Source organism: Sphaerisporangium album (genome assembly GCF_003323745.1).
GTDB classification, from domain to species: domain Bacteria; phylum Actinomycetota; class Actinomycetes; order Streptosporangiales; family Streptosporangiaceae; genus Sphaerisporangium; species Sphaerisporangium album.
In genome coordinates, this window is record NZ_QOIL01000014.1 from 26,110 (window position 1) to 42,883 (window position 16,774).

The following is a 16,774-nucleotide window of genomic DNA, read 5'->3' on the forward strand; positions in this document are numbered from 1 at the left end:
TGTGTATATTTTTCGCATATATCGGGCTGTGGGTGGAGAAATTTCGCTAACGGAGGGACGGAGCGGCATGAGGGCTTTCCCGCGGGTGCTGTTCGACGAGGCGCACAACGAGTCGTGGACGATCCGCCGCGAGGTCGCCGAGGCGATCAACCCGGCGCACCCCGACGACAACAGCTACGCCCGCGCCGCCGACGTCCTGCGCCGCCTGGGCCACACCGTCACCGCGCACACCGAGGGCGCCGTCACCCCGTCCCTGCTGGCCGCGCACGACGTGTTCGTGATCGCCCACCCCTCCGGCGAGCGCTGGGAGCGCACCGTCGGCCTGGGCAGCCCCGCGCTGCCCGCCGAGGAGATCGACGCCATCGAGCGGTACGTCGCGGGCGGCGGCGGCCTGATCGTCCTCGCCGAGTGCGAGCAGGAGAAGTACGGCAACAACCTCGCCGACCTGCTCGCCCGGTTCGGCGTGGGCGTCGAGCACACCACGGTCCAGGATCCGGGCAACTCCTACAACGGCGTCGCCACCTGGGTGCGCGGCGTGCCGGTTCCCGGCTCCGGCGACGACCTCACGGCCGGGGCCCGCGAGGCCTGCTTCTACCGCGCGGGCGTGCTGACCCCGCCCGCCGGGGCGACCGTCCTGTTCGAGACCTCCACGGCCGCCGACCCCGCCGGGCGGGCGCTGGCCGTGGCCCTGCGCCACGGTGAGGGCCGGGTGGTCGTGTTCGCCGACTCCGACCTGTTCGGCGACGACTCCATCGGCGACCTGCGGCACGCCCGCCTGTGGGGCAACGTCGTCACCTGGGCCGCCCGCGTCCCGGCCGCCACCGGCGCGCGGGGCGGGGACGACGCCGGCACCGCCGCGCTCAAGCAGGCCCTCAAGGACGCCGTCGAGGAGTTGAGGCCCCTCACCGCCAAGGACGGCTCCGTCGAGGACGCCGCGGCCGCCTCCCCGATCGTGGACCGCGTCGCCGAGGCCGTCGAGAAGCTCGCGCCGGCGTTCCCGCACGACGAGGCCTACCTCACCGCCGTGCTCGCCGACCTGCGCAAGTGGCGGGCGGGCGGCTTCGGCGTGCCGGACTTCCTCGACTCGCTCAACGCCTTCCACCCCGACGCCCAGCGGGTCGACGGCCTGGAGCACCTGGTCGTCTTCCCGATGTACACCCAGAACGGCAACCCGAACCGCAACCTGGAGGCGGTCTGGATCCGCACGGTGTGGCCGGAGTGGCTCGCCGCGCTGGAGCGCGACCGGTACGACAACCCGATGTTCGTCCCGATCGAGTTCGTCGACTTCACCGCCGGGTACGACACCAACTCCGCCGTGCTGTTCCCCGAGACGGTGGCCGTCCGAGAGGTCCCGCCGCGGTTCACCTGGGGCGCGATCTTCTGCGACCGGGAGGCCGCGCGGTTCCGCAGCGTCGGCCGCGCCGCCGCCGACACCCTCAAGCTGGCCCTCCCGCCGGACGCGGCCCGGCTGCTGGAGAGCCAGGAGCTCGCGCAGGACACCTTCGTCCTGTGGGACCTCGTGCACGACCGCACCCACAGCCATGGCGACCTGCCGTTCGACCCATTCATGATCAAGCAGCGCATGCCGTACTGGCTGTACTCGCTGGAGGAGCTGCGCTGCGACCTGACCGCCTTCGGCGAGGCCGTCGAACTGGAGAAGGAGGGCGTGCCGCACGCCCGGTACGTCCAGTACGCGATCCTGTTCGACCGGCTCTTCCGCTTCCCGATCACCGGCGAGCGGGTGCGCAACTACGACGGCCTCGGCGGGCAGCTCCTGTTCGCCTACCTGCACCGCAACGACATCGTCCGCTGGACCGACAACCGGCTCAGCGTGGACTGGGAGCGCGTCGCGGACGGCGTCGCCGACCTGCGCGGCGAGGTCGAGAAGCTCTACCGCGACGGCATCGACCGCCCCAAGCTGGCGCACTGGCTCGCCGCCCACCGGCTCGTCGCCGCCTACGTCGCCCCGCACCCGGCCTCGGTCTGGAACCGCGGCGTGGACGCGCTGCCCGTCGAGGGCTTCCCGAAGGCCGTGGTCGACGCGGTCCTGCCCGACGAGTTCCCCCTGAGCATGTTCTACGAGGCGCTGCGTCGTAAGCTTTCGGGCGTCATCGAGGCCACGAAGGGAATCCGCGGGTGAGCACCACCGAGCACGCCGGCAGAGAGGCCGGCACCGCCGGCAGGGTAGTCGTCGTCACGGGCGCCAGCGGCCCCACGGGCGAGGCCGTCACCGCACGCCTGGCCGCCCGCGGCGACACGGTGATCGGCGCCGCGCGGCACGAGGGCCCGGGCGTGCTCGCCGTCGACCTCACCGACGCCGAGGCCGTGCGCGGGCTCGCGCGCCGCGTCGAGGACGAGTACGGGCGGGTGGACGGCGTCGTCCACCTCGTCGGCGGCTGGCGGGGCTCCAAGACCTTCGCCGAGACCGACCTCGCCGACTGGGACGCCCTGCACCTCCAGCTCATCCGCACCCTGCAGAACGTCTCGCTCGCCTTCGAGCCGCTGCTGAGGGCCGGCCACGACGCCAGGTTCGCAATCGTCTCGGCCACGGCGGCCCGGCGGCCCACCCAGGGAAACGCGGCGTACGCGGCGGCCAAGGCGGCGGCCGAGGCCTGGACGCTGGCTCTCGCCGACGCGCTGCGCGGCACCCAGGCCGCCGCCGTTATCCTGGTCGTCAAGGCCCTGGTCAACGACGCGATGCGGGCCGCCGCGCCCGAGCGGGCCTTCCCCGGGTTCACCGACGTGAAGGACCTCGCCGAGGCCGTCGCCGGCCTGTGGGACCGGCCCGCCGAGGACGTCAACGGCACGCGATTGGACCTCACCACGTGACCCAGGCACGACGCCACCACGACCCCGAGGCGAAGGGGTTCGCCAGCGACAACTACGCCGGCGTCCACCCGGAGGTCCTGGAGGCGCTGGCCCTGGCCAACGGCGGCCACCAGGTCGCCTACGGCGAGGACGACTACACCAGGGCCCTCCAGGACGTGTTCAAGCGGCACTTCGGGCCCGCCGCCGAGGCGTGGCCGGTGTTCAACGGCACCGGCGCCAACGTGGTCGGCCTGCGCGCGATGACCGCCCTGTGGGAGGCGGTCGTCTGCGCCGAGACCGCGCACATCAACACCGACGAGGGCGGGGCGCCCGAGCGCAGCGCGGGGCTCAAGCTGATGAGCGTCCCCACCCCCGACGGCAAGCTGACGCCGGCGCTGATCGACCGGCAGGCGTGGGGCTTCGGCGACGAGCACCGCGCCCAGCCCCGGGTGGTGTCGATCTCGCAGAGCACCGAGCTCGGCACCCTCTACACGCCGGAGGAGATCGCCGCGATCGCCGCGCACTGCCGCGAGCTCGGCATGCTGCTGCACCTCGACGGGTCCCGCCTGATCAACGCCGCCGCCGCCCTGGACGTGCCGCTGCGCGCGCTCACCACCGACGCGGGCGTGGACGTGCTGTCGTTCGGCGGCACCAAGAGCGGCCTGATGTTCGGCGAGGTGGTCGTCGTGCTCAACCCCTCCGCCGTGCGGGGCATGGTCTACCTGCGCAAGACCGCGATGCAGCTCGCCTCCAAGATGCGCTTCGTCTCGGTGCAGTTCGAGGCGCTGCTGGCCGGCGACCTGTGGCTGCGCAACGCCAGGAACGCCAACGCCATGGCGGCCCGCCTGGCGGCGGCCGTGCGCGAGATCCCCGGCGTCACGCTCACCCGGCCCGTCCAGGCCAACGCCGTCTTCGCCGTCATCCCGCCCGACGTGGCCGACCGCGTCCGCAAGCGGTTCCGCTTCTACACCTGGGACGCCGCCACGGGCGAGGTCCGCTGGATGACCTCCTTCGACACCACCGAGCGCGACGTCGACGCCTTCGCCGCGGCCATCGCCGAGGAGATGAGCTCGCCCCCTGGGCGGGTCAGTTGAGGATCGAGGGGTAGGGCTTGGCGCCGCGGGACCGGAGTAGGTCGGTCATGTAGGCGATCTCGCTGTCCTGGGTGTCCACGATGTGCTGGGCCATCGTCCGCACCTCGGGGCGGTTCGTCCGGTTCAGGACCGCCCGGGCCATCTGCACGCCTCCCTCGTGGTGACGGATCATGAGCTGGAGGAAGAGGATCTCGGCGTCCTTGCCCTTGGCTGCCTGGAGGCGCTTCATCTCGGCATCGGTCGCCATGCCGGGCATCTTGCCGGGAGCCGTCGCGGGTCCGGTGGCCGTCGCGGGGGCGCCGTGCCCGTGCCCGGCCATCCACGCCATCGCCGGCCGGGTGGCCGCCTGGTTCAGGCCCCACTGCTGGAGCCATCCCATGAAGACGCCCCGCTGCGCCGTCTGGGTGGTGATGATGTCGTACGCGAGGCCCCGGATCGCGGGGTCGGTGCTCGCGTCGCGGACGGCGAAGCCCATCTCGGCCGCCTGCGCGTGGTGCACGCCCATGTCACGGGAGAAGCCCGCCTCGGCGGAGGCGTCCCCGGGTGGCCCCGACCTGCCGTTGACCAGCAGCATGACCGCGGCCGTGGCCAGGCAGGAGATCAGGGCGACGAGGACCGAGCGCGTTCGTGTGGTTGCCATTTCCAGCCAGATCAGTGAATGTCCCGGGCGTTAGACGCAAACGTTATTACCTACCCACTATCCTCCACATAAGTATCGGGAGCTTGAGCAGTCAGGGTCTTGACCAGCAGTTGGAGGACTGATGACCAAGGAGAAGACGCAGGCGCGGCGGGAGCAACTCGCCAAGCTGCGTGCCGCGCAGCAGCGTAAGGAGCGGCGCACGGCGATGCTCATGTGGGGAGCGGGGGCCTTCGTCATCATCCTGCTGGTCGGCGTAGTCGGGTTCTACGTGATCCAGGACCGCGCCGCGAGTTCCCTCGACGGGGTGAAGTCGTTCGCCTACAAGGGCTCCCAGCACACGCTGATCAAGGTCTCGTACAAGGAGAGCCCGCCGGTCGGCGGCGAGCACAACCCCGTCTGGCAGCAGTGCGGCGTCTACGACGAGCCGATCAACAGCGAGAACGGCGTCCACTCCATGGAGCACGGCTCGGTGTGGATCACCTACCGGCCGGACCTGCCGAAGGCCGACGTCGACAAGCTCAAGGCGCTGGTCACCAGTGACTACCTGCTGCTCAGCCCGTACCCGGGGCTGAAGGCGCCCGTGGTCGCCAGCTCCTGGAACCACCAGATCGAGCTCAAGGGCGTCGACGACCCCCGCCTGGCCCGGTACATCACCAAGTACAAGCAGAACCCGACCGAGACGCCCGAGTACGGCGCGACCTGCAGCGGCAGCGGCAGCACCGACCAGACGGCCGCGCAGAGCCCGATCCCGGCCACGTCGCCGAGCCCGGCTCCGAGCGGCGCGCCCAGCGCCTCCACGATGCCCAGCGCGTCGCCGAGCTCCTGAGGCCCCGGCCGGGCCCGGCCGCCACGTCAGCCGGGTCCGGCCCGCTGGGCACGGGTGAGCGCGATCGGCACAGAGAAGGTCAGCGCAGCACCGCGCCGGGGTCCACGGCCTCAAGGCCGTGGGCCTCGCCGACGGGAAGGCTGGTCAGCACGCCCGCGTGCGTGTTCAGCCCGAGCCCGAGCGCCGTGTCGCCGCGCAGGGCCTCCCGCCAGCCCCGGTCGGCGATCGCCAGGGCGTAGGGCAGGGTGACGTTGGTCAGCGCGTACGTCGAGGTCGTCGGGACCGCGCCCGGCATGTTCGCCACGCAGTAGAAGACCGTGTTGTGCACCCGGTACGTCGGGTGGGCGTGGGTGGTGGGACGGGAGTCCTCGAAGCAGCCGCCCTGGTCGATCGAGATGTCCACCAGCACGGCGCCCTCCTTCATGCGCGACACCAGCTCGTTGCTGACGAGCTTCGGCGCCCGCGCGCCCGGCACCAGCACCGCCCCGATGACGAGGTCGGCGTCCAGGACGGCGCGCTCGATCTCGTAGGCGTTGGACGCGACGGTCTGCATCTGCCCCCGGTAGATCGTGTCCACCTGGCGCAGCCGCTCGATGTTCTTGTCCAGCAGCAGCACCTCGGCCTGCATGCCGAGCGCGATGGTGGCGGCGTTCATGCCGGTCACGCCCGCGCCGAGCACGACCACCTTGGCCGGGTAGACGCCCGGCACCCCGCCCATCAGCACGCCCCGGCCGCCGCCCTGCCGCATCAGGTGGTAGGCCCCGACCTGCGGGGCGAGGCGTCCGGCGACCTCGGACATGGGGGCCAGCAGCGGCAGCGCGCCGTTGCCCAGTTGCACGGTCTCGTACGCGATGCCGGTGACCCCGGACTCCATCAGGGCGAGGGTCAGCTTCCGCGACGCGGCGAGGTGCAGGTAGGTGAACAGCACCTGCCCCTCGCGCATCAGGCCGTACTCCGAGGCGATGGGCTCCTTCACCTTCAGGATGAGATCTCCCTCGCGCCAGACGTCCTCCGCGGTGTCCAGGATCGTCGCGCCGGCGGCGCGGTAGTCCTCGTCGTGGATGGACGAGCCCTCGCCCGCGCCGCGCTCGACGAACACCTGGTGACCGTGCCGGACGAACTCGTTCACCCCCGCGGGAGTGATCGCCACCCGGTGCTCCTGCTCCTTGACCTCTCGGGGAATGCCGACTTTCATGAGTCCTCCTTGACCCTGCTCGCCGGTGCCGTACTTCCTCGTGAACTCCTGGTGGCCGCTGTGCTTCCTCGTGCTCGCCACCCGCTTCGCCAGGGGGCCGTGGCGGGGCGCCCGCGGGACGGATCCGGTGCCGGTGGTGACCCGTCCGGACGGGGACGTGGCCCTTGCCGGGCCCGGCCCTCTTACTTTGCGTGCCCCGCCGGGCGCCGGCCATGGGGCAGGGTGAAACCAATCGGCCCAGGTACGTGGCAAATTGTCAGGCTCTCTCCAGCCTAGGACGAGCCTGTGAAAGGGCTGTGGGCGGTTAGCTGGATCTCATGAGCCTCGATAGGCTCGGCCCTGCGATGCAAGGCACAGGGGTGAGGATGCGTAACCATCCGGCGGACGATCATGCTGGTCGCCCGGAGGAGCCGCCGGGCGTTCCCGGCATGCCGTCCGGCGAACCTCCGCCGGCCGCCGGCGAGGTCCCGGGTGGTCCCGGCGAGCGGCCGCCGGGCGGGGAGGTCCCGCCCTCGGGCCCGGGCGGTCCCGCCGCGCCGGGTGATCCCGCGCCCCCCGGCGGTCCTCCGGCCGGTCCGCCGGGTCCGCCGCGCGCCTCGCGGTCGACCACCATCGCCCTGCTGGCCGGGCTCGTCGTCGTCATCGTCGTCACCGGCGTGGTGGGCACGATCGCCGTGCTGATGACCCGCACGCCCGACCGTCCCCTGGGCGCCCCGCCGCCCCGCCGCCTGGCCACCACGATCCACTTCGCGCCGGTGACCGGCACCCGCCCCGCGCCGTGCCCGGGAGCCGAGGCCGTCCTCGACGACGCGGGCACGACCTGCTACCAGGTCGCCCCCGGGGTCACGGTCACCTCCGTGGTGAAGGTCGAGGCCGTCGCCGACGTGGACGGCAGCTACTCCGTCCGCATCGTCCCCGCGCCCGAGAGCCGCAGCCGGCTGTCCTCCCTCACCGAGGACTCGCTCAACCAGTTGCTCGCCGTCGTGGTGGGCGACCGCGTCGTGACGGCGCCGAGGGTCGCCCAGGCGCTCACCGCCGACAGCTTCAGCATCTCCGGCCTCACCAAGGAGGCCGCCGACGCGATGGTGACGCGCCTGCTCGGCGCCCCCGCGCCGGCCACTCCGTCCGGGCCGCCCTCGACGTGCCCGCCCGGCGGCACGGGCACCGACCAGCAGGGCACCCTCACCCCGAACGGGACCACCGGTCAAACCCCGCCTCCGGGCGGCACCGGCCAGCAGGGCACGCCGCCTCCAGGGGGCACGGGCCAGCAGGGCACCCCGCTCCTGGGGGACACCGGCACGCCGTCCGGCTCCACGGCCACGCCCGGCGGCGCCGCGACCTGCGACCCGGCCGCCGGCCGGCCGACCGGCCTCCCCGACACGGGCACGCCCAACACCGGCCTTCCCGGCACGGGTCTCCCCACGGGGACCTCCACCGGGCCCTCCACCGGGCCCTCCGCCCCCTCCACCGGGGCGGCCACCCCGCCCGTCTCGGACAACGGCCCCGGCCCGCTCGTCCCCCCGGCAGCGCAGGGCGGCCCCTCCGCGCAGGGCACGCCGTCCTCATCGGCGGGCAGCACCCCCGCTCCCCGCGAGACCGGGGTGTCCGCCCACCGCACGCCCGACCCGCGCTTCCCCGACTGCAAAAAGGCCAACGCCGCCGGGTACGGCCCGTACACCAAGGGCGTCCACGTCGAGTACGACTGGTACGTCGACGGCGACCACGACGGCTACGCCTGCGAGCGGGGCGACATCACCTGAGCGCGGCGTCGCCGCCCGTGGCCTCCCTCGCTCGCGGGGATGCCACGCGGGCACGACGTCCGGTCCTCGGGACGGCGACGTGCCGCCCTCCTGGGGACGTCAGGCGAGCGCGATGTCCTGCGGCCGCAGCGGGATCCTCGCCAGGGGCAGGCCGGTGGCGGCGCGGACGGCGGCGACGATCGCGGGGGTCGAGGACAGCGTGGGCGGCTCGCCCGCGCCGCGCAGCCCGTACGGCGCGGCGGGGTCGGGGTTCTCCAGGATCGACAGCCTCATGGGCGGCATGTCGAGGATCGTCGGGATCAGATAGTCGGTGAATGACGGGTTGAGCACCCGCCCGTCCCGGACCTGGATCTCCTCCATGAGCGCGAGCCCGAGCCCCTGGGCCGAGCCCCCGTGGATCTGCCCCTCCAGCGCGACCGGGTTGAGGATCTTCCCGACGTCCTGGACGGCGGCCAGCTCGACCACCTTGACCAGCCCGAGCTCGACGTCGACGTCCACCACGGCCCGGTGCACGCACAGCGCGAGCTGGGTGTGGGAGTCGCCCTGGCCGGTGACCGGGTCCATGGGGTAGGTCGGCCGGTGGCGGTACTCGCGGGTCTCCTCTATGGGCCCGAACCGCTCCACCAGCTCTTCGCGCGTCAGCTCGGCGTGCTCGGCGCGCAGCTTGTCCAGGCGTTCGCGCACCGCCTCGCACGCGGTCTTGACCGCGCCGCCGGTCACGTACGACTGCCGGGACGCCGAGGAGGAGCCCGCCGAGCCGACGGAGGTGTCGGCCGGGGCGACGGTCACCCGCTCGACTCCGAGCTCGGTGCGGGCGATCTGCGCCTGGAGCGTGACGAGTCCCTGGCCGACTTCGGCCGCCGCCGTGTGCACCTGCACGTGCAGCGCGCCGCCGAGCAGTTCGATCTTCACGCGGGCCGTCGAGTAGTCGTCGAAGCCCTCGGAGAAGCAGATGTTCTTGATGCCCACCCCGTACCCGACGCCCCGGCGCACCCCCTCGCCGTGCGTCGTCTGCGCGACCCCCCCGGGCAGCGACCGCAGGTCGGACGAGGGCTCGCCGGCGGGCAGCGGCATCGCGGCGAGCTCGCGCAGCATGCCGGCCAGCGGCGCGGGGGAGTCGATGACCTGGCCGGTCGCCAGCCGCGACCCCTGGGAGACGGCGTTGCGCACGCGGATCTCCACCGGGTCGATCCCGCACGCCTCGGCCAGCCGGTCCATCTGCGACTCGTACGCGTAGCAGGCCTGCACGGCGCCGAAGCCGCGCATCGCGCCGCACGGCGGGTTGTTGGTGTACGCGCCGTAGGCGTCGATCTCGATGTTGGGCACCTCGTACGGGCCGACGCCGAGCGAGGCGGCGTTGCCGACGACGGCGGGGGAGGAGGAGCAGTACGCCCCGCCGTCCAGGACGATCTCGGCCCTGACGTGGACGAGCCTGCCGTCGCGGGTGGCGCCGTGCTCGTAGCGCATGCGCGCGGGATGCCGGTGGACGTGGCCGAAGAACGACTCCTCGCGGCCGTACACCATCTTCACCGGGCGGCCCGTGCGCAGGGCCAGCAGCGCGGCGTGGATCTGCATCGACAGGTCCTCGCGGGCGCCGAACGCGCCGCCGACCCCGGCGAGGGCCAGGCGCACCTTGTCCTTGGGCAGGTCCAGGCAGGGGGCGATCTGGTCCTGGTCCACGTGCAGCCACTGTGTCGCTATGTACAGGTCGACGCCGCCGTCCTCGGCGGGCACGGCGAGGCCGGACTCCGGGCCGAGGAACGCCTGGTCCTGCATCCCGACCTCGTACTCGCCGGTCACCACGACCTCGGCGGCCCCGGGCGTCCCCGCCTCGGCGATCCTGCCCACGCGGACGGGCTGGTGGCGCACGACGTTGCCGCCCGGCCCCACCTGCGGCGACTCGGGGTCGAACAGCGCGCGCCGCGCGTCGGTGACCGCCTCGCGGATCTCGTACTCGACCCGGACGGCCGCCGCCGCGCGCCGGGCGGTCTCCGGATGGCCGGCGGCGACGATCGCCACGGCCTCGCCCTGGTAGCGGACCTGGTCGATGGCCAGCACCGGCTGGTCCTTGTGCTCCAGGCCGTAGAACTTCCTGCCCGGCACGTCCTCGTGGGTGAGCACGGCGTGCACGCCCGGCATCGCCAGCGCGGCGCTCACGTCGATCGCGCGGATCCACGCGGACGGATGCGGGCTGCGCACCGTGGCGCCCCACAGCATGTCCGCCAGGTACAGGTCCGAGGAGTAGGCGAACTCGCCGGTCACCTTCAGCGTGCCGTCCGGCCGGGGCGCGCTCGCCCCCACCCCCTGGTCCTGGCTGCGGCTGCTCGCGGTGTGGGTCACACCTGCAGTACATCAGCCGCCTTCTGGTGGGCCAATGGACACCGGCGCGAAACGCCCGGGCCGCCCGGTGGGGCCGCTTGTAGGTTCGTCCAAATCCGCCCGGTTAGCCTGGGACGGTGCTGATACGTGAGCTGGTGGCGATGGACGAGCTCCGCCTGGCCCTGCTGTCGGACCCCGGGCACCTCGACCGGGGGTTCGCCGGCGTGCACATCACCGACCTGCCCGACCCCGGCCGCTACCTGTCCGGCGGGGAGCTGGTGCTCACCGGGCTCATGTGGCGGCGCGACCCGGCGGACTCCCGTCGTTTCGTCCAGGCCCTCGCCGCGGCGGGCGTCGCCGCGCTCGGCGCCGGACGGGCCCTGCTCGGCATGGTGCCCGAGGATCTGGTCGAGGCATGCCGCGAGCACGACCTCCCCCTGCTGGACGTGCCGGAGGAGACCTCGTTCCGCACGCTGGCCGAGAGGGCGCAGGCCCACGCCGGCGTGGCCGCCGATCCGCGCGGCGCGCTCGGCCGGCACCGGCGCATCGTCGCCGCCGTCGCCGAGGGCACCGGCCTGGACGAGCTGTTCGCGCTGACCGCGCAGGAGCTCGGCGTCAGCGGCGCCGTCGTCTCGGCGGCGGGCGGGGTCGTCGCGGGCCGGCTCGACGGCGACCTCGCGGCCCGGCTCGCCCGCGAGTACCTCACCGCGCCCCGGCTGCCGCACGTCGCGCGCACGCCGGAGGGGACGTTCACGCTGTTCGCCGTGGACCGCGCGCACCGGGCGGCCGGCTGGGCGCTGGTCTTCGAGTCCGACCTGACGGACCAGGCGGACATGGGGTTCGAGCTGGCGGCGTGCGTCGCGCTCGCCCGCGGCCGCACGGAGGAGGGGCGCCGGGTGGAGCGGCGGCTCGCCGAGCAGCTCATCGGCCTCGCCTCGTCGGCCGCCCCGGATCCCGCTGAGCTGGCCGCGCGCCTGCGCACCTGTGGCGTCGGCGCGGAGGAGCCGTATGTCGTGGTCACCGCGACGGTGGCGCGGCCCGGGGCCACGGACGGGCCGGACCCGTCCGCGCTGGGCGGGCAGGTGATCGAGGAGTTCCTGGAGCGCAGAGTGGTGGCGGCCGTGGGCGCGGACGGCGCGGTCGCGCTCGTCCCCCTGCGCGTGTTCGCGGCGCCGGACGATGAGAGGCGGCACGGGAAGGGGGAGGAGACCGAGAAGAGATCGAAAGTGGACGGCCCCGGATCCGGGACAGAAACGCGAGTGCGTAGTACCGTGCAGGTGCAAGGTCGATCGCATGTGCAACGTAGTGTGCACGTGATTTTGGGCCTACTGGGGAGTGGGGTGGCGGCGCTCCAGGCCGTCCCGCGGATGCGGGTCTCAGTCGGCGTGAGTGCCGTTCTGAACGGTCCCGGAGCCGTCCGCGGTGGCGCCGAAGAGGCGGGCCACGCGAGACGTCTCGCTGAGGCGCGAGGTGGAGGGGTGGTGACCAGCGATGAGATCTATACTCACGCTCTCCTGCTGGCCACCGTTCCCGACGATGTGCGGCGATCGTTCGCGGATCGGATCTTGGAACCGCTCTTCGAGTACGACCGGCGTCACCAATCGGAGTTGGTCCGTACCCTTGGGGTGTTCCTCGACTGTGCCGGATCTTGGAACGGCTGTGCCGCCCGTATGCACGTGCACGTCAACACTGTGCGATACCGCATCCGCCGGGTGGAGGACCTTACGGGACGGAACCTGTCCTCAATGGCGGACAGGGTGGACCTTTTCCTCGCGTTACGTGCCTGCTGAGTTACAAATCAGCAGCACCAGACGGCCGGCGCCTGGTCAAGGGAAGACGTAGAAGCTTCTGTAGTCGTAGCATTGGCTCCAACGCCGATGAGCGTCATAAAGCAGACGCTCAGGGCGGACAGTACAAAGCGGCGGCGCATGGGGGACTCCCGTTCGTGGCAGTTGTCGGGTTTACATCTTCAAGGAGTGCCGGTGACCGGTCAAGATCTCATAGGGCAGCGAATCAAGACGATTCGCCGCCAGCGTGGTCTTTCTCAAGCGCAGCTGGCGCACCCTGAACTCTCGGACAGCTATGTATCCCTGATCGAGAGTGGCAAGCGTACGCCGACGGCCGCCGTTCTGGAACTGCTCGCGGCGAAGCTTGATTGCTCCCTAACGTATCTGATCAACGGTGTCACCGCCGAACAGATGCAGGACCTTGAACTGGGCCTCGGGTACGCCACCATGGCGCTCAACAACGGCGAGGTCTCGGAGGCCCGGCGGCGGTATGCCGAGCTTCTGGAGGACGGCAGCCTCGCCGGCCTGACCGGCCTGCGCCAGCAGGCCGAGTACGGCTATGCCCTCGCCAGCGAGGCGTGCGGCGACCTCGACGAGGCGATCACCGTCCTGTGCCGCCTGCGCGAGTCCGCCACCGAGCCGCTGCCCGCCGAGCGTGCGATCGCCGTGGCCATCGCGCTGTCGCGCTGCTACCGCGACCGCGGCGACCTCGCCGACGCCGTGCGCGTCGGCGAAGAGGCGATCATGGGCCCCGCCAGGCCCGCCAGGCCCGCCTGGAACGACGACCTCGTCGAGCTCGGCGCCACCCTGCTCGCCGCCTACACCGTGCGTCACGACATGCTCAGGGCCCGGCAGTTCGCCGGAGAGCTGCTGTCGGCCGCCGAGATGCTCGGCACCCCCCGCGCCACCGTCGCCGCCTGCTGGAACGCCGCCATGGTCGCCGAGCGCACCGGGCGTGGCGAGGAGGCCCTCGTTCTCGGCGAGCGCGCCCTGGCCATCCAGTCCGAGACCGGCGAGCCCCGCAATCTCGCCCGTCTGCGGCTGGCCCTCGCCATCCTGCGGTCCCGGGTGCGCCCCGCCGAGGCCGAGACGTGCCGCGGGCTGTTCCTGCGCAGCGAGCAGGAGCTGACCGAGACCTTCGGCAGCGCGGTCGACCGCGCGCGGTGCGCGATCGAGCTGGCCAAGGTCGAGATGGTCCTCGGCAACCCCGACCAGGCCCTCGTGTACGCCCGCAAGGCCGGTGACCTCGTCCAGGACCGTCCCCGGGCGCTGCGTGCCGACGCCCAGCTGCTGCTCGGCAACGCCCTGCTCCTGCTCGGGCAGGTCGAGCAGGCCGCCGCCGAGCTGGCCGCGGCCGAAGACCTCCTCGCCTCCGCGCCTGCCACGGGCGAGGTGGCCGAGGGCTGGCTGACCGCCGCCACGGCGCTGGAGCGCCTCGACGACGGCGAGGCCAGTGTGACCGCCTACCAGCGCGCCCTCGCCTGCGTCGGCTTGTGAGCCACCGCCGTCCGTCCTGAACGCCGGCCTGTCCTCCAGGAGACCGCACGGTCCCGCGAGGACCACGCCTTGGCGCTCGCGGACGGCGCGCGCCACGCCCGTTGGTAAGGGGACGGCTGTGGTAGGACCGCCCCCTCGCCTGAGTAGCCTTAGGGCACTATGAGGACTTCTCCGCTCGCGGCCCTGCTCGCGTTCGTCGCCGCCGTCGTGCTGGGCACCGCCGTGGCGTCCCCGGCGCTGGCCCACACGGCCCTCAAGAGCAGCGACCCCAAGAAGGGCGCCACCGTCGAGACCCTCGACAAGGTGACGCTGACCTTCACCGAGAGCGTGAAGTTCCCCGTCGTGCTGGTGCGCGACGCGGAGGGCCGCGACCACAAGGACGGCAAGCCCAAGACCGACGGGCCGACGGTCACGCAGAAGGTCGCCGGCACTCTGCCCTCCGGCAAGTACACCATCGCCTGGCGCGTGGTCTCCGAGGACGGTCACCCCATCGAGGGCGAGATCCCGTTCACCGTCAAGGCCCCCGCCGCGAGCACGCCCTCGCCCACCCCCACGCCCCCGGCCGCCTCGCCGTCCCCCACCGAGAGCCCCATCGCCGTCGCCCCCACGCCGCCGCCGTTCACCCCGACCCCGGTGGCCGAGCAGGGGGACGCGGGCTCGGGCGGCATCCCCGCCTGGGTGTGGATCGCCGTCTTCGGCGTCGCCGGCATCGGCATCGGCACGATGATCAGCCTGCGGAAGAAGCCGTGAGCGCACGGCTCCGCCTCGCCCTGGCCGGCGTGGGCGCCGCGCTGGCCGGCCTGGTCGTCGCCATGGTCGCGGGCGGCGCGGCCACCCCCCGGATCATCCCGGGCCTCCCCGACGAGGGGACGCTCACCCGCTGGGCGCTGCCCCTGTCCAAGCTGACCATGGACGTCACCGGCGTGCTCACCGTCGGCCTGCTGCTCATGGCGACCGTCTTCCTGCCGAACGACAAGGGCCTGCTCGGCAAACCCGCCCAGGGCTACGTCAGGGCCGCGGCGTGGACGGCGCTCGTCTGGGCGCTGGCCGCCGCGTCGTCCCTGGTCTTCAGCCTGTCGGAGACGCTCGGCACACCCGTCACCGAGGTGCTCGGCGGCAACGAGCTGACCAGCTACGCCAGCCAGGTGCCGCAGGGCATCGCGCTCACGCTGGTGGTGCTGTTCGGCACCGCCATCGCGCTGTTCTCGCGCGGCGCGATCACCGCGGGCGCCTCCGGAGGTCTGCTGGTCCTGGCGCTCGCCACGCTGATGCCCCCCGCGCTGACCGGCCACTCCTCCTCCGCGCCCAACCACAGCCTGGCCACGACCGGCGTCGCGCTGCACCTGGTGGTGCTGTCGCTGTGGGTGGGCGGGCTCCTGCTGCTGGTCGCCCACGCCGTGCGCGGGCAGCCCCACCTCGACCTCGCCGCCCGGCGCTTCTCGCGCATGGCGCTGTGGTGCTTCGCCGGGACCGGCCTGTCGGGCGTGTTCAGCGCGCTGGCCCGCCTGAGCGCCGCCGGCGAGCTGTTCACCACCTCCTACGGCCTGATCATCGTCGCCAAGGGGGCCGCCTTCGCCGGTCTCGGGGCGCTCGGCTGGTGGCACCGCCGACGCACGCTGCCCGAGCTGACCGCGGGCCGGCCCGGGGCGTTCACCCGGCTCGCCGGGGTCGAGGGCCTGATCATGCTGGTGGCGGTCGGCCTCGCCGTCGCCCTCTCGCGCACCGCCCCGCCGCCGCTGGACCTCCCCGTCGACCGCGCCTTCGAGCTGCTCGGCTACCTGATCCCGCCGCCGGTCTCGCTCGCCAACCTGGCCACCCTGTGGTGGTTCGACCTGTTCTTCGCGGTGGTCGCCGCGGCGCTGGCCGGCCTGTACGGCGCGGGCGTCGTACGGCTGGCCCGCCGCGGCGACCGCTGGCCGATCGGACGCACGATCAGCTGGGGCGTGGGCGTGCTGCTGCTGGTACTCGCCACGCAGAGCGGCGTCGCCCGCTACGCGCCGGTGCTGTTCAGCGTGCACATGGCCGAGCACATGGTCCTCTCGATGCTCGTGCCGATCTTCCTGGTGCTCGGCGCGCCGGTGACGCTGGCCCTGCGCGCGCTCAAGCCCGCCGCGCGGCGCGGCGACCGCGGCCCGCGCGAGTGGATCACTGTGATCCTGCACAGCCGCGTCACCAAGGTCGTCACGCACCCCGCCGTCGCGACGGCCCTGTTCGTGACGTCCACCTACGCGCTGTACTTCACGCCGCTGTTCGCCTCGGCGATGGAGGAGCACCTCGGCCACATCGCGATGACCCTGCACTTCCTGCTCAGCGGAAGCCTGTTCTTCTGGGTGGTCATCGGGGTGGACCCGGCGCCGACCCGGCTGCCGCACATCGCGCGGCTGCTGCTGCTGTTCGTCACCATGCCGTTCCACGCGTTCTTCGGCATCGCGCTCATGAACATGGGCACGGTGATCGCCGCCGACTGGTACGACCAGCTCGGCCGCACGTGGGGCGCTAGCGGGCTGTCCGACCAGAGCACCGGCGGCGGCATCGCCTGGGCCTTCGGCGAGATCCCCACGCTGATCGTCCTGATCGCGATCGCCTTCCAGTGGTACCGCGCCGACGACCGCTCGGCCCGGCGCGCCGACCGCCGCGCCGACGCGCGCGCGGCGAAGGTCGGCGGCAGCGGCGACGTCGAGCTCGACGCCTACAACGACTACCTGGCCAGGCTCAGCAAGATGGACGGCGCCGGCGGGCCGGAGAAGGCCGGGAGGGCCGGGAAGGCCGACAAGATGGACAAGAGCCGCCGGGATTAACGCCTGTCCGGATTAGGTTCCGGGCCAGGTTCGCAGAGAAGAGGTCAAGC

At 72.7% G+C, this 16,774-nt stretch carries 13 protein-coding genes; 10 read left to right on the forward strand and 3 right to left on the reverse strand.

What is annotated here, in order from left to right; translation table 11 throughout:
- Nucleotides 1-67: 67 nt before the first annotated feature.
- The 3 genes from DQ384_RS23870 to DQ384_RS23880 are packed head-to-tail and all read left to right on the forward strand — an operon-like array spanning nucleotide 68 to nucleotide 3,902.
- Nucleotides 68-2,140 carry a DUF6421 family protein gene (locus DQ384_RS23870; RefSeq protein ID WP_114031102.1) on the forward strand — a complete coding sequence of 691 codons (2,073 nt, stop codon included), beginning with the start codon at nucleotides 68-70 and terminating at the stop codon, nucleotides 2,138-2,140.
- Nucleotides 2,137-2,829 (forward strand): SDR family NAD(P)-dependent oxidoreductase, encoded by a 693-nt coding sequence (locus DQ384_RS23875; RefSeq protein ID WP_114031103.1) that lies wholly within the window; start codon nucleotides 2,137-2,139, stop codon nucleotides 2,827-2,829. The genes DQ384_RS23870 and DQ384_RS23875 overlap by 4 nt, the downstream gene beginning before the upstream one ends.
- The gene (locus tag DQ384_RS23880) at nucleotides 2,826-3,902 is read left to right on the forward strand and encodes a threonine aldolase family protein (protein WP_114031104.1); all 1,077 of its coding nucleotides are present in this window, start codon (nucleotides 2,826-2,828) and stop codon (nucleotides 3,900-3,902) included. Before DQ384_RS23875 ends, DQ384_RS23880 begins: the two co-directional genes overlap by 4 nt.
- On the opposite strand, the gene DQ384_RS23885 is transcribed toward DQ384_RS23880, so the two are convergent.
- A complete protein-coding gene (locus DQ384_RS23885; protein ID WP_114031105.1) occupies nucleotides 3,895-4,542 on the reverse strand; it encodes a DUF305 domain-containing protein in 648 nt (215 codons plus the stop codon). The genes DQ384_RS23880 and DQ384_RS23885 overlap by 8 nt on opposite strands.
- A gap of 121 nt (nucleotides 4,543-4,663) precedes the next feature.
- On the opposite strand from DQ384_RS23885, the gene DQ384_RS23890 reads away from it, so the two are divergent.
- Entirely contained in the window at nucleotides 4,664-5,368 is a 705-nt protein-coding gene (locus DQ384_RS23890) for a thioredoxin-like domain-containing protein (RefSeq protein ID WP_114031106.1), read from the forward strand.
- Nucleotides 5,369-5,447: 79 nt separating this feature from the next.
- Here DQ384_RS23890 and ald read toward each other — a convergent pair whose 3' ends face one another.
- Nucleotides 5,448-6,563 carry an alanine dehydrogenase gene (gene ald / locus DQ384_RS23895; protein WP_114031107.1) on the reverse strand — a complete coding sequence of 372 codons (1,116 nt, stop codon included), beginning with the start codon at nucleotides 6,561-6,563 and terminating at the stop codon, nucleotides 5,448-5,450.
- 25 nt (nucleotides 6,564-6,588) lie between these two features.
- Here ald and DQ384_RS40520 point away from each other — a divergent pair, with 25 nt between their 5' ends.
- On the forward strand, nucleotides 6,589-6,789 hold the full coding sequence (locus DQ384_RS40520) for a hypothetical protein (RefSeq protein ID WP_147268878.1): 201 nt from the start codon (nucleotides 6,589-6,591) through the stop codon (nucleotides 6,787-6,789).
- A 139-nt stretch (nucleotides 6,790-6,928) separates the two neighbouring features.
- Complete coding sequence (locus tag DQ384_RS42310) at nucleotides 6,929-8,323, forward strand: excalibur calcium-binding domain-containing protein (protein WP_220183106.1); 1,395 nt, start codon at nucleotides 6,929-6,931, stop codon at nucleotides 8,321-8,323.
- Nucleotides 8,324-8,422: 99 nt separating this feature from the next.
- Here the strand turns inward: DQ384_RS42310 and DQ384_RS23910 are convergent, their stop codons facing one another.
- On the reverse strand, nucleotides 8,423-10,663 hold the full coding sequence (locus DQ384_RS23910; RefSeq protein ID WP_181871372.1) for a xanthine dehydrogenase family protein molybdopterin-binding subunit: 2,241 nt from the start codon (nucleotides 10,661-10,663) through the stop codon (nucleotides 8,423-8,425).
- Nucleotides 10,664-10,779: 116 nt separating this feature from the next.
- On the opposite strand from DQ384_RS23910, the gene DQ384_RS43065 reads away from it, so the two are divergent.
- The 4 genes from DQ384_RS43065 to DQ384_RS23935 all read left to right on the forward strand — a co-directional run bounded on the left by DQ384_RS43065 (nucleotide 10,780) and on the right by DQ384_RS23935 (nucleotide 16,724).
- Nucleotides 10,780-12,432, forward strand: coding sequence for a PucR family transcriptional regulator (locus DQ384_RS43065; protein WP_245966726.1), 1,653 nt, complete (start codon nucleotides 10,780-10,782; stop codon nucleotides 12,430-12,432).
- A gap of 138 nt (nucleotides 12,433-12,570) precedes the next feature.
- Nucleotides 12,571-13,926, forward strand: coding sequence for a helix-turn-helix domain-containing protein (locus DQ384_RS23925; RefSeq protein WP_181871373.1), 1,356 nt, complete (start codon nucleotides 12,571-12,573; stop codon nucleotides 13,924-13,926).
- Nucleotides 13,927-14,085: 159 nt separating this feature from the next.
- The gene (locus DQ384_RS23930) at nucleotides 14,086-14,676 is read left to right on the forward strand and encodes a copper resistance CopC family protein (protein WP_114031110.1); all 591 of its coding nucleotides are present in this window, start codon (nucleotides 14,086-14,088) and stop codon (nucleotides 14,674-14,676) included.
- The gene (locus DQ384_RS23935; protein WP_245966727.1) at nucleotides 14,673-16,724 is read left to right on the forward strand and encodes a bifunctional copper resistance protein CopD/cytochrome c oxidase assembly protein; all 2,052 of its coding nucleotides are present in this window, start codon (nucleotides 14,673-14,675) and stop codon (nucleotides 16,722-16,724) included. The genes DQ384_RS23930 and DQ384_RS23935 overlap by 4 nt, the downstream gene beginning before the upstream one ends.
- Nucleotides 16,725-16,774: the final 50 nt, after the last annotated feature.

Bases quoted from the DNA above. Each gene is read 5' to 3' on its own strand.
- DQ384_RS23870 (WP_114031102.1), top strand. From the start codon at position 68: ATGAGGGCTTTCCCGCGGGTGCTGTTCGACGAGGCGCACAACGAGTCG.
- ald (WP_114031107.1), bottom strand. From the start codon at position 6,563: ATGAAAGTCGGCATTCCCCGAGAGGTCAAGGAGCAGGAGCACCGGGTG.
- DQ384_RS23885 (WP_114031105.1), bottom strand. From the start codon at position 4,542: ATGGCAACCACACGAACGCGCTCGGTCCTCGTCGCCCTGATCTCCTGC.
- DQ384_RS42310 (WP_220183106.1), top strand. From the start codon at position 6,929: ATGCGTAACCATCCGGCGGACGATCATGCTGGTCGCCCGGAGGAGCCG.
- DQ384_RS23890 (WP_114031106.1), top strand. From the start codon at position 4,664: ATGACCAAGGAGAAGACGCAGGCGCGGCGGGAGCAACTCGCCAAGCTG.
- DQ384_RS23925 (WP_181871373.1), top strand. From the start codon at position 12,571: ATGGGGGACTCCCGTTCGTGGCAGTTGTCGGGTTTACATCTTCAAGGA.
- DQ384_RS23930 (WP_114031110.1), top strand. From the start codon at position 14,086: ATGAGGACTTCTCCGCTCGCGGCCCTGCTCGCGTTCGTCGCCGCCGTC.